The organism is Streptomyces acidicola (assembly GCF_009377235.1).
In the GTDB taxonomy this organism is placed as follows: Bacteria; Actinomycetota; Actinomycetes; order Streptomycetales; family Streptomycetaceae; genus Streptomyces; species Streptomyces acidicola.
In genome coordinates this window covers 1-13,386 of the sequence record NZ_VMNX01000257.1, presented here as the reverse complement: position 1 = coordinate 13,386, position 13,386 = coordinate 1, and the positions used below count along the sequence as shown (strand labels likewise).

Below are 13,386 nucleotides of genomic sequence, written 5' to 3'. Positions count from 1 at the left end.
AGACATCCGCACCTGGATCGCCGCATGGAACACCGACCCCAAGCCCTACGTCTGGACGAAGACCGCGGACGAGATCCTCGAACGCCTCGCCAGTTATCTGAACAGAATTCCTGACTCAGAAGACTAGTGCCCCAACAGGCGACGTTCGCCCCGCCGCGACGCCCGGCATGCTCCCTCAAGCTCTTCGAGCAGGGGGTACCCCACTCGCCGCACCGGCCGAAAGCCCAAGTACGTCCAGCACGAGGGCTTCCGGCCGGCACGCCGATAGCGCGCACCGGACGCCGCTCCTTGACGGGCACACGCTGCCTGCCGGGGCACTCGGACCAGCCGGGGCCCACCGTCTTCCCACGACGTACGCCCGTAGTCGATGAACTCCACAGGGGGACACATCACATGCGTTTGCCTCGCGTACTCACAATCCTGGCGGCGGGCCTCGGCCTGCTCTTCGGCGCGGTCACCGCGCCGCCCGCCCACGCCCACGCCCACGCCGACGACGGCGCGGCGGCGCCGGCGCAGTGGCGCAGCTACTGGGTGGACGCGTTCAACCCGGGCATCTACACACCCGCGCAGGTCGCAGCGCTGGTCAAGGACGCGTTGGACGCCAACGCCAACGCTCTGATCGTTCAGACAGCGCGGCGTTACGACTGCTTCTGCAACAACGCCCTGTACCCACGCACCGACGCCGCGATTGCTCCGGAGCCCTACGATCCGCTGGAGGAAACAGTCCGGCAGGGGCACGCGGCCGGACTGCAGGTGCACGCCTGGGTCAACGTCAACACCATGTGGAACAGCACTACTCCGCCCCGATCCCCGGACCACGTCTTCAACCAACACGGCCCGGAGGCAACCGGCGCCGGCCGCTGGCTCAACAAGAAGGCCGACGGCCAGGAACTGGTGGGCGCCAACGCCTATGTCGACCCCGGCCATCCGGCGGCCGTCGACTACATCGTCCGCGGCATCCAGAGCATTGTCCGCAACTACGACGTGGACGGCGTCAACCTCGACTATGTCCGCTACCCGGACGGCAGTTCCACCACCACCCACAGCGACTGGGGTTACAACGATGTGTCCGTCGCCCGGTTCCAACAGGCGACGGGCCGTACGGACATACCCCTGCCGGCCGACACGGCCTGGAGTGACTGGCGGCGCAGCCAGGTCACCAATCTGGTGCGCAAGATCTATCTCGGTGTCTGGGAGGTCGACCCGCAGGCCCGCTTGTCGATGGACGCCATCACCTACGGGCACGGGCCGCAGACGGTCGGCGGCTGGCAGGCCACACGTACTTACGCCGAGGTCCTGCAGGACTGGGCGGGATGGCTGGACGAGGGGATCATGGACACTGCCGTGACCATGAACTACAAGCGCAACTGGGACCCGGACCAGGCACGCATGTTCTCCGAGTGGTCCGAGTTCCTGGCCGACCACCAGGGCGAGCGGCAGGCGGTCAACGGACCCGCGCTGTACTTGAACGGCGTCGCGGACTCGCTCAGCCAGATCACGGAGGCACTGCGGCCCAGCGCGGCAGGCAATACCGCGGCCGGCTGGAGCGGCTACTCGTACGCAAGTCCCAGCAAGGATGTGGCGGCCAACGGCTCGGCGGTCGAGCGGGCCAAGCTGGCGAAGGCGCTGACGCAGGGCGAGGACGCGCCGTTCAAGGACGAGGCGGCGGTGCCCAGCATGCCGTGGAAGGCGTCACCCCGGGACGGGCATGTCACGGGCAGGCTCGTGTTCCGGGGCGGCGGCCCGCTGGACCAGGTGGCGGTGACACTCGACCCGCTCACGAGTGGCGGTGAGAAGACCGTCCGGCTCAGCGACGGCTCGGGTTGGTTCGGCTTCGCCCATGTGGAACCGGGTGTGTATCGGCTCACCCTGTCCCTGCCGGAGGGCGTGACCGGCGCTCCGGCGACCGTGGTGAGGGTGGCGAAGGGCGCTATCGCGAAAGCGGCGTTCCCGCCCTTTCTCGAAGTACCGTGACGACGTGCTCTCAGCCCCCGGGAAGGCAGTCGGTCGACCGGTCTCGCGCGGCCGGCCGACGGGGCACGAGTCCATGGAGGAGCCGCTCGGGTGATGCGATACCGCCGGCCGCGTCGGACGAGCAGCTCGTCGCGATGCTGCTTGACCGGGCGCGGAGCGAGGGGCTGCGTGTGCCGTCCGCGCCGGTACTTCTTCGGCAGCTGGGCCAGGGCCGGCCTGGCGGCCCCGATGTGGTCCGCGGCTCTGTTGGAGCCGGCGTTGCCGGGCCGCAGCAGGCCCACGACCGGTTCCCGGACCCGCCGCGACCGTGGTCGACGAACCCCATCAGCAGGTGGTGGCCGAACGTCTTCTTCCAGGTCGCGGTGGCGTCCTGCTTCTCGGAGTGCGCCAGGACGAGGACGCCGTCGTCACGGACGATGACGATACGGAGAGCGCCTTAGCTCGACGTTGGCCCGGAGATGCCCCAGAACTGCTGGTCAGAGCTGGGACATGGGTGGGAGGTATCGGGAGTAAGGGCGTGTTTCGGCTCGCTGCTCAGATGTGCGCCGAGAAGGGCGCCTGCCGGGTATCTGCCCTGTTCAGGCGCCCTTTTTTGGCGTCTAGAAGAAGCCCAGCTTCTTCGGCGAGTACGACACCAGGAGGTTCTTCGTCTGCTGGTGGTACACGCTCACCGTCGCCTCTGACCTGCGGCAAAGGGTGGAATCGTCTGTTGCTGAGCCGAGTTGGTCCGCACCTGGTCCGGATCTTGGTCCGTGATCTGTGGTGTTGTCGTGCGAGTCCTGCGGTACGACATGGCACATGTCGTAGAAACCGTCCACGGGCGTCCAGTTGGTCCAGGGCGAGCGCGTAAGTCCAGGTCAGAGTCTTGTGACGTGAGCGAGTCCGCGAGGTTGGTGACCCGCTTGTGATCGCTCGTCACAGGTGAGGACCCCCGTCAGCTTGCTCCGACGGGGGTCCTGCGTGGACGGGCACCTGATACGACGATGCCCTGTCGGCCTGCTGCGGCGGGGCGTCGTCGTGCATTTGGTCATGACGGATTAGGGCTTGCACTGAAGGCTCTGTTGCACTCCGGCTCCCCGCTCTGGAGTACGCGGAGGAGCTAGGCGGTGACGACGCGGGCGGTGCGTCGGCAGCACGCGGCACGGGCGGCAGCACGCGGCACGGGAATTCTCCGCGGCGAACGAGGTCATAGCTCTTGGATCTCGACAAGTCGAACGCCTGTGCGGTGGGTGTCGTGTCAGGGGCCGTAGGGGCTCCAGTGCCCGAGGAAGGGCCTGAGGTCGTCGGCTCGTGGTTCGGGGATGTCGGGCAGTCGGGGTGGTGTGTGCAATGGGTCGAGGCGCTCGACGGCGGATGCTGCCCAGCTGATCCATGCTTCGGCTTCGGTTCTGGTCTGCCCCGGGGCCATGGCCTCGACTCGCGTGCGTACGGCGCTCAAGTACTCCGTCAGTCCGGTGGCGTGGCGCCATGCCGCTTCCTGCGCTTCAAAGTGTCTGGGTGAGTTCATACTCCTCCAACGGAAAGTTGCTGCTCCGGTATTCGAATTCGCGCATGAGGGCCAGCGTGGAAGCGGTGTCCACGAGGCCGTGGAGAAGAACGGTCTTGTCAACCAACTTGCGGATTCTGCCTATGAGTGACCGCCGGGGTGCGTATTGGCCCAGGGGGCTGGCCTCCATAAAGCCTCGGGGACGGTGAGGGCGTGGTCCAGCCGCCGGGGCTGGCGAACACGTCGAGGATGATCCGCCTCACGAGGTTGGCTCGGAACTTTCCTGTACCGGCTCGGCTTCGCCACGGCAGGCTCAGGGAGAGCAGCCGTCGACCACGCCGTTCTCCAGCTCTTCCGCATCGGTTCGGGGGCCAGTTGCAGCTGGCGGGCGGCCGATTCGGCGGCAGTGACGTGGACGATCGGGGCCTGGGCGAGCGGTTCCCGGGAGCGGTGCAGGAACGCCTGTCCGAGCAGCCGACCCGCCGCAGGAAGGCACTCCCCGGTGCGAAATACTCTCCCGATGAGTTCACGCACTTCTCCGATCAGCCAGCCGATCACGATACGGAGGGCAGTCGCGCGTGATGCCAAACGGCTCACGCGGCTCGTGCGTGGCTCAGGCGCCTACGAGGGTAAGTACGCATCCGCAGTGGCGGGCTACCGGGTCGGTCCTGATTACATCGAAGCCCACCGCGCCTTCGTAGCCGTCGGCGCCGACGAGCATGGAGGCCGGGTCCTCGGGTTCTACTCGCTCGTCCTCGCTCCAGCGGAGCTCGACCTGCTGTTCGTCGCCGACGAAGCGCAAGGACGTGGCATTGGACGGCTGCTCGTCGCGCACATGCAGTCCGAGGCTCGTGCCGCCGGGCTCGACCGTGTCAAGGTCGTGTCGCATCTTCCCGCCGAGGACTTCTACCACCGCGTCGGTGCATTGCGGACCGGGACCGCGCTCGCGAACCCGCCCGCCGTGCCGTGGGACCGTCCCGAATTCGAGTTTCGCATTCCTTCGTCATGACGCGGTGTGCCGGTTCGCAGGGCACCGACTTCGCCAGCATGGTGGCCGACAGCAGGAGCCGCTGGACACCATCTCCAGGCGGAACCGCCGGCCCGCCCAGCGCTACGGCGTGGGGGGCCGTTGCGGGGAGCGGAGTACGAGCAGGGTGATCTCGCTGGGGGCGAAGACGCGGAACGGCGGGCCCCAGAAGCCGGTGCCGCGGCTGGTGTAGAGGAGGGTGCGGGTGCCGTGGCGGCTGAGGCCGGCGAGGGCGGGCTGGTCGATGCGGACCAGGTGGTGGAAGGGCCAGATCTGGCCGCCGTGGGTGTGGCCGGAGAGTTGGAGGTCGATGCCGGCGGCTGCTGCCCGGTCGACGAACTTGGGCTGGTGGGCCAGGAGCAGGACGGGGTGGTCGGGGTCGGCGCCGTGCAGGGCTCCGGGGAGGTGGGCGCGGTGGCCGGCGAGGCCGGAGGACTCGGCGGTGACGTCGTCCACGCCGGCGACCACGAGGGTGTCGCCACCGCGTTCGAGCAGCAGATGGCGGTTGCGCAGTGGCTCCCAGCCCAGCTCGTCCATGAGGTCGACCCAGCCCTGGGCCTCGCTGTAGTACTCGTGGTTGCCGGTGACGTAGACCCGGGCCCGGGTGGCCTGCACGGTGCCGAGTGGGGCGGCCTGGGCGCGGCGGCGTTCGGCCGTGCCGTCCGCGATGTCTCCGGTGTGGCAGACCAGGTCGGCCTTCAGCGTGTTGACCGTCTCGCAGACCCGCGCCGACCAGCGGGCGCGGTCGAGCGGGCCGTAGTGGGTGTCGGTGATGAGGACGACGCGCGTGCCGTCCAACCCGGCCCCCAAGCGCGGAAGTTGCACGTCCAGACGGCGGACCCGTGGTACCCGGCGGGCCTCAACGTACCCCCAGGTGAGCAGCACGGCGGCCGTGCCGAGGACCGCCCAGGTGACGATCCGGGCCCGGTCCTGGCCGTCGCCCACGCCGGTCACGGTCAGAGCGAGCCGCAGCGGGACGCCGAGCACGCCGGACCAGGTGAACAGGATCCAGCTGGTGCCCAGCAGGGTGTCTCCGACGATCGCCGCCCAGTCCTGCTGGCGTCGGCCGTGGCCGCGCACCATCGCGAGCGGCATGCCGATCAGGCCGAGGGTGAACAGGGCGGTGCCGGCGAGCGTGACAGGGAGCGGCCAGTGCTGGCCGGTGTGCAGCAGCAGCCAGCAGGGCACGGTCCACAGCAGGACGGGGGCGATCAGGGGGAGGTATCGCATCAGGCGGTGCAGTCGGCTCTGTTGAGTCGCGTGCGCTGCGCTGTCGGCGGATCGGGTTTCGCTGGTGTCGGTCACGCTTCCCCTCCTTGAGTAACCAGGCTGCCGTCGCGCGCACTGTATCCGGCCGTCTTCGGGCCGGTCGGACGGGGTGCTCATCGTGGGCAGCCCCATGTGGCGAGGTGGCCTCCGAGTCCTGCCGGCGTCCGTTGTGGCCGCGCACCATCGCGAGCGGCATACCGATCAGGCCGAGGCCGAACAGGGCGGTGCCGGCGAGCGTGACAGGGAGCAGCCAGTGGCTCTCGGTGATCGCGATGGTCTGGCCGTGGGGCATGGAGGTGCCGGCCCTCCCGCAGATCGTCGTGTTCGCTGCAGGCGCGCTGTGGTTCGTGTGCTCCGCGCTGTGGCGTGCCGACGGCGGATTCCGCGTCAGGACTCTGCTCGGCTCGCTGTTCCGCGCTGTGATGATGGCGGCGATGGTCTGGATGGTCGCCGTCATGGACCCCGGCGGCATGACCGCGGGTCAGAGATCTGGCGGAGCCAGTCAGGCCATGGCCGGAAGGGACATGTCGCCGGGTGCGGCGTGGCCACCAAGAGCCTCGCCGGAACCGGACGCAAGCTGACAGCTGCCGTGCTGGCCCTTGTCTTGCTGGCCTTCACGCTGCGCTGGCCGGCCCGCGCCTTCGGCGCCCGCCAGCGCGACGCCCGCGGGCGGGCCGAGGCCGGTGGCGGACGGCCGATGCGTGGTCGCCGGCCTGCCACGGGCCATGGCTCTGGGGCTGGCAGTGATGTTCGTCCTGCTGCTCTGAACCGAGCCACTCGGCGGGGTGCTAATGATCACCTGTGCGGGGAGCTCCTGGCCGCTCCGGTGTTGGCGAGTTCCCCACGCGAGCGTCCGGCGCCCGCCGTTCGTCGGTCCGTGCTCCTGCCGTGCTGCGTTTGTAGCGGCACGGACACGGAGCGAGGCCGATGTTCTGCACGACCGTTGCCCTTCTGTGTGATGCGGTGATCTACTGCATGCTCCGAAGTGGCTTATGGGGGAACTGTGTGAACAGGCCATTTTGCCGTGTATCGAGGGTTCAGTGCTGTGCGTCAGAGTGCACGAGGCGGCCGTGGCTCTCGCACCTGCTGGCGGTGGCCGTCGGAGCAGGCGCGGGTTTGCCTATCAGGATGCCGTTACGTTGCTGGACTGCCTGGACATGCTTGAAGGGCAGTGGACGGCGGTCTCGTGGGAGGACCTGGAGGACATCCTGTGTCATCGGGATGGCGCCCCTGTATACCGGTAGGTCAAGACGATCGAGGAAGCCGGGACGCGGCACAGTATCGCCAACGTTTGCAGGCCGGAGGAGAAGAAGGCCGCAGACAGCAGCTATCTGGGCAAGCTGTTCCTGGGCAAGCCGCTGCCGGACGGTACACGGTTCACGTTCATCGTCAACGAGACGCCTCAGCGGGACCTGTGTGAGTTCGTCGCGGAACGGGACCGTCCTCGCGGTCCGGTGAGTGCGGACGCCCGCGTGGACGTCGTTCAGAGGCTCAGAGGGGTGCGACTGCCGGACGGCAGGGACATCGGACCGGAGCCCGAGGCGGAAGCCCAGCACGATGCCATGCTCGCCTACCGTCGGACCTACCGCGCCAGTGTCGGTACCCGGCGCCGCGCGTACGACGATCTAGCCGATCAGATCAACGCCATCTGCACGCTCACGATGGCGAAACGACGCGCCGGACGTCTCGACGCCGGCTCGGCGGCGTACTTCGAGACGCTCGTGGCGGTGAGCGAGTTACCCGAGGTGACCAGTCGGCAGTTCACCCTCACCGAGGCCCACGCGGTGCTTTCCGACATCACGGCACGCTGCCAGAACAGGTACGGCGATGCCTCATAAATTCGGCAGCAGCGTGGTGCCCCCGCTGTATCGCGCCTGGGACCCGGATGACTCCCCTGACTTCCACGCAGCACGGCTCCCGCTGCTCATCTACCTCTGCGGTGAGGAGCCCGGTCCCTACATCGAGGGACGGACGAAGTTCGCGGCCGACGAACCGTCTCGCCCTGCGTATCCACGACGGCGCGTTCTCCGCGATGGACCTCACCGCACGCCACCCGCGCACCGGAGAACTGTTGTCCACGGTGAAGTTCATGGTGCAGACCCTCGCCGCCGCGGGCGAACTCCAGCGCGAACTTCAGCGGGAGCTGACGTACGACGGGCTGCAGGCCGTGGAGGCGAAGGGCAACAAGGGCGGGCGCCGCCCGGCCGTCCCGGCCGGGAAGACCGACGCCGTGCGGTCAGATGGGTGGGCGACCGGTCTGATGCGTCAGTCCAAGCTCTGCGTCAGTTCGCTCCGGCTCGGTGTGTGAACGATGCGTCCGTACGCTCCGTTGACGATCGGCATGTAGGGCGGGACGTGGCCGCACTCGATGGCGGCGATGATCGGCACATTGAGAGAACCGAGTGCGTCGAGGGCGGCCTCGTGCTGGCTGAAGGAACGGTTGTCGGCTGCGTTGCTCCGGCCAACGAGAACCGCGTTATGCGACACGAGCTCATCTGCCTGCTCGGTTGAGCTGCTCGGTGCTGCCGGAACCTGCATGGCATGAGGCTCGCTGGGTTCTTCGACCGGGCGACGGCGGCTGCATCGAAACGGTGTGCAATCTCGCAGGGACGGCCTACCTCGACGTGTTGCACTTCGCTAGCAACGAGTCACCGGATGGCCTGATGGTGAAGGCATCGTTGCCGGCTGCCTCCACATGCACGACGACTGGAGGAGCTGTCCCTTCGCCCGCCCTTGCGCACGTCCCTCCATGCTCAACGGCGCCCGGCTCCACAGAAAGTGCCACAGGGGTTTACTCACATGCGAGCAGTCCGGATACAACCTTCGCGGCCCGTCGCGAGTCAGAGACGCCGTTGATGAGGTAAGGGCCTTCGCGCAACCGGGCCACAGGAATTGGCATACGTTGCGCATGGCCCTCGCAAAGAACACATAAGAGGATGTACTTCACGTCATGACAATCTATGCCCCATATCGTTCCCTTCGCGGCATATCTGCCATTGCTGTCCTACTCGCGATCGGCGCGGTGGGGTGCTCGGACGTCTCCGACGCCGTCGACAGTGCCGGGGACAGCGCGAAGAAGGTGGCTCGCCAGCGCTCGGTGTTCTCGCTGGACATCGGTGACTGCTACAACCCGACCGGCAAGGCCGTGGGGACGGCGTACACCGTCGAGATCGTGCCCTGCGAGGAGGCGCACGAGGGCCAGGTCGTCGGCGAGTTCGCGATCGACAAGGGCAAGGAGTACCCCGGCGACGACGGGGTCTCCGCGGTCGCGGACAACCGCTGCCCGGTAGAGGCGCAGAAGTACGCCCCGGACACCTGGGCGCTCCCGAAGGGCGTCGCCCTCTTCTACTACACCCCGACCAAGGAGAGTTGGGCGACGGGTGACCGTGCGGTGAGCTGCACCTACACCGCGGAGAAGGGCACGTTCAGCGGCTCGCTGGAGACCGCGAAGTCCCTCAGGCCCGAACAGAACACGTACCTCAGGGGTTCGAACGCGGTCTACGAGGCCCTGTGGGCGAACCAGCCCGAGAAGGACACCGTCGAGGACGACCTCGCCGGCTACAAGACGCAGGCCAAGGCCGTCGCGGCCGCCCTCGACACACACGTCAAGGGTCTGGACGGCATCGAGGGCACCGAGGTCGGCAAGCTCCGCGCGACGCTGACGAAGGCGGCGGGGAACTGGAGGAAGGCCGCGAACGCCGCCGACGCCGACGCGTTCTACATCGCCTACGACCCGGCGTTCACCGGCATCGACCCGGACAAGTCGGTCGCCGCCCGCAGGGAATTGGGCCTGGCCACCACCGTCCCGGCCGACGAGGCCGAGGTCTGGGCGGGCTGACACCCCGCCGGACCAGCCGGGACCGTGCCCGCCAAGGCCCGGGGCATCGTCACCCTGGGGTCTCGTGCTCCGGCCGGCGGCCGGAGCGGCAGCTGGCCGGAGCGGCAGCCGGCCGGCCCGCAGGACAGGCCGACAACGGTCAGCGGGCCTGGGGGCTGGGGCATCACGGCAGTCACGAGGGAAGGACCGGCCACCCGGGTGGACGGCCTTGGGTGTGTCGTACAGACGCCGTATTGGCGGGCCGTTGTCTTCGTACCCGGTGTCCAAGCGGCCGGGGCGGGAGCCGCGATCCAGCCTGCGCAGGAATTCGACCAACTGCGGACGGGCAACCCGGTCCTGCCGCGGATGTTCAGGCGATCAGGTCTGGCATTGCTTGGTGGATGCCGGGGCCCAGCCGCTCCATGAGCCGCCGCCGACCTGGGCACGCACTCGGATTTCGACCTTGATGCCGTCGCATGCGCGGTCCTTGGTGCCCACCTCGAGAGGGCCAACGGTCATGCCGGCCCCGACATTGGTACGGCTGCTGCCCAATTTCGTCCAGTCGAAGCCAGAAGTGCGCCAATACGCCTCGTACGAGACGTTCACCGCCCTTGTTCCCGTGTTCCGCAACTTGACATACGCCGTCACCTCCTTGAAAGGGGCGTGACCGTGAAGTTGCCTCTGGGCGCTGATGCATCCGTTGACAGCCACACGGCCGGTCGACGTGCCGCCGCCGCAGGCGATCGCCGCAGCGTGAGCGTTGGCCGGGATTGTCAGCACGGTGAGCACGGCCGCACCCAGGACCGTCCCCGCACGCCTCAAACGCATGTCTCATCCCTCTCGCCGCACTTCTTCCTCGCCGAGGGAACTATGAGTCAATTTGCGGGCACAGTATCCGGTTCTAATGAACTTTCACCCAGACAGGCACACCGCCAGCGGCCCTTGACAGCTTGGAGCGGGGGCGGATGCTGTCGGTCGGGCAGCCCGGAGAGCCTGGTCGCCTTCGACGGCGACTTCTACTCCGTCCCGCCCGGCCTGCCCGGCGTCACGGTCAAGGTCCTGCACCGGTTCGGCGAGGACGACCTGAGGATCGTCACCGCCGGCCGGGCCGTCGTCGCCCGCCACCGCCGGGCCCCGCAGGCGCCGGGCAGACCATCCGGGACGACGGACACGTCATCGCCCTGGGAAGGCGGTGTTCTGTCCGCTTCCGGGCTTCGTCGAAGCCGTGCCGGAGGTCAGCGAGGGGCGGGCAGGTGGACCTGCACTCGGTCGAGTACGGCGACTCCGTTGACGGACAGTATGTCCTCGAGTGTGTCGAGGAAGGCACGCAACTGGTCCTCGGTGTCGATGAGGACGACGCCGCACGGGCCGTGTTTGCGTGGCCGGGACGGCTTGTCGTCGTGGATCTCCAGATGTGTCCCGTAGCCCTCGAAGCCGTGGAAGACGCTGGCTCCGGCCAGCCCTGCGGCGTGTGCGCGGTGCACGATTTCCGCGTACGCGGGCTTGTGATGCCATACGGCGCTAGCGGACAGGCGGATGGTCAGTCGGGCGGACATTGCCTCGAGCGCCATCGCGCACCCCCTTGCCGACGTCTGTCACCGTACCGGCGGGGCGGGACGTGGCGGAGGAGGTCTGCGGCGGTCAGGCCCGGATCGACTGGGCGAGGGCGGTGCCGGTGAAGGCAGCGCCGAGGCCGGCGACGATGCTGGCGACCGCGTTGGCGGCGGCGAAGAAGCGGGCGTCCTCCTCGGCCAGTCGCAGGGTCTCGTAGGAGAGGGTGGGGTACGTCGTCAGCGCTCCGCACAGGCCGGTGCCCAGCAAGAGCTGGAAATTGGTGAGGCGAGCTTCCCCTGCCAGCCGCCTGAAGGGCATCTTCTCCCTGGCCGTGTCTCTGATCACTCCCTCAACCAAAACCCGGCGAAGCGGACCTCAAGTCACTGATGTTTAAGGGCGCGAGTGGCGGGGCCCGGCTAGATCTTAGAGAGTCGACTCTGGTCCGCGGCTGGACCGGGACGGAGCCGCCTGGAGGTCGTACGGTGGCGCAAAGTGTTGAATTGATTGCTGAGCGAGTTTGTCGTACTGGGTTGCCTGGAGGGCAACAGTGCCTCCAGGCAACCCGCTTGAGGGTCTAGAAGAAACCGAGTTTCTGAGGGCTGTAGGAACAGAGAATGTTCTTCGTCTGCTGATAGTGGTCCAGCATCATCTTGTGGGTCTCACGGCCGATGCCCGAGCCCTTGTAGCCGCCGAAAGCCGCGTGGGCCGGGTAGGCGTGGTAGCAGTTCGTCCAGACGCGGCCCGCCTGGATGGAACGCCCCGCGCGGTAGGCGGTGTTGATGTCCCGCGTCCACACGCCCGCCCCGAGGCCGTACAGCGTGTCGTTGGCGATCTTCATGGCGTCGTCGAAGTCGTCGAAGGAGGTCACGGACACGACCGGACCGAAGATCTCCTCCTGGAAGATCCGCATGCGGTTGTCCCCCTCGAAGATGGTCGGCTGGACGTAGTAGCCGCCCTTCAACTCGCCGTCGAACTCGACGCGTTCACCACCGGTCAGCACCCTCGCGCCCTCCTGCCGACCAATGTCCAGGTAGGAGAGGATCTTCTCCAGCTGGTCGTTGGAGGCCTGGGCCCCGATCATCGTGTCCGTGTCGAGCGGGTGCCCGGCCTTGATCAGTTCGGTGCGAGCCACCGCAGCCTCGATGAACTCCGCGTAGTGGCCACGCTGCACGAGCGCACGCGAGGGACAGGTGCACACCTCGCCCTGGTTGAGGGCGAACATCGTGAAGCCTTCGAGCGCCTTGTCGAGGAAGTCGTCGTTCGCCGACGAGACGTCGTCGAAGAAGATGTTCGGCGACTTGCCGCCGAGTTCGAGCGTGACCGGAGTGATGTTCTCCGAGGCGTACTGCATGATCAGCCGCCCCGTCGTGGTCTCGCCGGTGAACGCCACCTTCGCCACGCGTGAGCTCGACGCCAACGGTTTGCCCGCCTCGACGCCGAACCCGTTGACGATGTTCACCACCCCCGGCGGCAGCAGGTCGGCCACCAGGCTCAGCCAGTAGTGGATGGACGCCGGTGTCTGCTCGGCCGGCTTGAGGACGACCGCGTTGCCCGCCGCGAGCGCGGGCGCGAGCTTCCACGTCGCCATGAGGATCGGGAAGTTCCACGGGATGATCTGCGCGACCACCCCGAGCGGTTCGTGGAAGTGGTACGCGACCGTGTCGTCGTCGAGCTCGGCGAGTGAACCCTCCTGTGCGCGGATCGCTCCCGCGAAGTACCGGAAGTGGTCGATGGCGAGCGGGATGTCCGCGGCCAGCGTCTCCCGGACCGGCTTGCCGTTCTCCCAGCTCTCCGCGACCGCCAGCTTCTCCAGGTTCGCCTCCATCCGGTCGGCGATCTTGCGCAGGATGCCGGAACGCTCGCCCGCGGACATGCGGCCCCATGCGGGCGCGGCCGCGTGCGCCGCGTCCAGCGCCCGCTCCACGTCCTCGGCGGTTCCCCGGGCGATCTCCGTGAACGGCTGCCCGTTCACCGGACTCGGGTTCGCGAAGTACCGCCCAGTGGCCGGCGGTACGTACTCGCCGCCGATGAAGTGGTCGTAGCGCGCCTCGTACGAGACGATCGCGCCGTCGGTACCGGGCGCTGCGTAACGCGTCATGGTGCCTGCCTCCCGAGAACGCACTGCCCGCCGTTGGGCAGCTCTCGCCGCGAGGCTAGGAACACCCACGTTGCGAGAACGTTGCGGTGCTGGGTGCTGGGTGCTGGGTGCTGGGTGCTGGGTGCTGGGTGCTGGGTGCTGGGTGCTGGGTGCTGGTGGGC

12 protein-coding genes and 4 pseudogenes are annotated in these 13,386 nt (G+C 67.9%); 8 read left to right on the top strand and 8 right to left on the bottom strand.

Annotated features, from left to right (window positions below):
- Nucleotides 1-127: pseudogene (locus tag FPZ41_RS39215) on the top strand (IS630 family transposase); the annotation flags it as partial.
- A gap of 266 nt (nucleotides 128-393) precedes the next feature.
- A complete protein-coding gene (locus tag FPZ41_RS39205) occupies nucleotides 394-1,974 on the top strand; it encodes a family 10 glycosylhydrolase (protein ID WP_152868670.1) in 1,581 nt (526 codons plus the stop codon).
- Between the two features lie 173 nt (nucleotides 1,975-2,147).
- Here FPZ41_RS39205 and FPZ41_RS39200 read toward each other — a convergent pair.
- Both FPZ41_RS39200 and FPZ41_RS39195 read right to left on the bottom strand, forming a co-directional pair.
- Nucleotides 2,148-2,395 (bottom strand): annotated as a pseudogene (locus tag FPZ41_RS39200) (IS1380 family transposase); the annotation flags it as partial.
- A gap of 816 nt (nucleotides 2,396-3,211) precedes the next feature.
- Nucleotides 3,212-3,481 (bottom strand): hypothetical protein, encoded by a 270-nt coding sequence (locus FPZ41_RS39195; RefSeq protein WP_228023283.1) that lies wholly within the window; start codon nucleotides 3,479-3,481, stop codon nucleotides 3,212-3,214.
- Between the two features lie 499 nt (nucleotides 3,482-3,980).
- Between FPZ41_RS39195 and FPZ41_RS39190 the strand changes: the two genes are divergently transcribed.
- Nucleotides 3,981-4,469 (top strand): GNAT family N-acetyltransferase, encoded by a 489-nt coding sequence (locus FPZ41_RS39190; RefSeq protein ID WP_152868668.1) that lies wholly within the window; start codon nucleotides 3,981-3,983, stop codon nucleotides 4,467-4,469.
- A gap of 102 nt (nucleotides 4,470-4,571) precedes the next feature.
- Here the strand turns inward: FPZ41_RS39190 and FPZ41_RS39185 are convergent, their stop codons facing one another.
- Entirely contained in the window at nucleotides 4,572-5,792 is a 1,221-nt protein-coding gene (locus tag FPZ41_RS39185) for a metallophosphoesterase (protein WP_322621301.1), read from the bottom strand.
- A gap of 200 nt (nucleotides 5,793-5,992) precedes the next feature.
- On the opposite strand from FPZ41_RS39185, the gene FPZ41_RS39180 reads away from it, so the two are divergent.
- The 3 genes from FPZ41_RS39180 to FPZ41_RS39170 all read left to right on the top strand — a co-directional run bounded on the left by FPZ41_RS39180 (nucleotide 5,993) and on the right by FPZ41_RS39170 (nucleotide 8,064).
- On the top strand, nucleotides 5,993-6,337 hold the full coding sequence (locus FPZ41_RS39180; RefSeq protein WP_152868666.1) for a DUF5134 domain-containing protein: 345 nt from the start codon (nucleotides 5,993-5,995) through the stop codon (nucleotides 6,335-6,337).
- A 918-nt stretch (nucleotides 6,338-7,255) separates the two neighbouring features.
- Nucleotides 7,256-7,594, top strand: a complete 339-nt coding sequence (locus FPZ41_RS39175; protein ID WP_152868664.1) for a hypothetical protein — start codon at nucleotides 7,256-7,258, stop codon at nucleotides 7,592-7,594.
- Between the two features lie 194 nt (nucleotides 7,595-7,788).
- Nucleotides 7,789-8,064 (top strand): hypothetical protein, encoded by a 276-nt coding sequence (locus FPZ41_RS39170; RefSeq protein WP_228023281.1) that lies wholly within the window; start codon nucleotides 7,789-7,791, stop codon nucleotides 8,062-8,064.
- Here FPZ41_RS39170 and FPZ41_RS39165 read toward each other — a convergent pair.
- Entirely contained in the window at nucleotides 8,022-8,363 is a 342-nt protein-coding gene (locus FPZ41_RS39165) for a hypothetical protein (protein WP_407698876.1), read from the bottom strand. The genes FPZ41_RS39170 and FPZ41_RS39165 overlap by 43 nt on opposite strands.
- Nucleotides 8,364-8,706: 343 nt before the next feature.
- Between FPZ41_RS39165 and FPZ41_RS39155 the strand changes: the two genes are divergently transcribed.
- Complete coding sequence (locus tag FPZ41_RS39155) at nucleotides 8,707-9,594, top strand: septum formation family protein (RefSeq protein ID WP_152868662.1); 888 nt, start codon at nucleotides 8,707-8,709, stop codon at nucleotides 9,592-9,594.
- A 357-nt stretch (nucleotides 9,595-9,951) separates the two neighbouring features.
- On the opposite strand, the gene FPZ41_RS39150 is transcribed toward FPZ41_RS39155, so the two are convergent.
- Complete coding sequence (locus FPZ41_RS39150) at nucleotides 9,952-10,362, bottom strand: hypothetical protein (RefSeq protein ID WP_322621300.1); 411 nt, start codon at nucleotides 10,360-10,362, stop codon at nucleotides 9,952-9,954.
- Between the two features lie 81 nt (nucleotides 10,363-10,443).
- On the opposite strand from FPZ41_RS39150, the pseudogene FPZ41_RS50460 reads away from it, so the two are divergent.
- Nucleotides 10,444-10,698, top strand: a pseudogene (locus FPZ41_RS50460) (hypothetical protein); the annotation flags it as partial.
- A gap of 110 nt (nucleotides 10,699-10,808) precedes the next feature.
- Here FPZ41_RS50460 and FPZ41_RS39140 read toward each other — a convergent pair.
- From FPZ41_RS39140 to exaC, 3 genes and pseudogenes are all read right to left on the bottom strand, one after another.
- The gene (locus tag FPZ41_RS39140) at nucleotides 10,809-11,144 is read right to left on the bottom strand and encodes a DUF190 domain-containing protein (RefSeq protein WP_152868658.1); all 336 of its coding nucleotides are present in this window, start codon (nucleotides 11,142-11,144) and stop codon (nucleotides 10,809-10,811) included.
- Nucleotides 11,145-11,214: 70 nt separating this feature from the next.
- A pseudogene (locus FPZ41_RS39135) lies at nucleotides 11,215-11,403 on the bottom strand (fluoride efflux transporter FluC); the annotation flags it as partial.
- Nucleotides 11,404-11,701: 298 nt separating this feature from the next.
- Nucleotides 11,702-13,225 (bottom strand): acetaldehyde dehydrogenase ExaC, encoded by a 1,524-nt coding sequence (exaC, locus tag FPZ41_RS39130; RefSeq protein WP_152868656.1) that lies wholly within the window; start codon nucleotides 13,223-13,225, stop codon nucleotides 11,702-11,704.
- Between the last annotated feature and the right edge of the window lie 161 nt (nucleotides 13,226-13,386).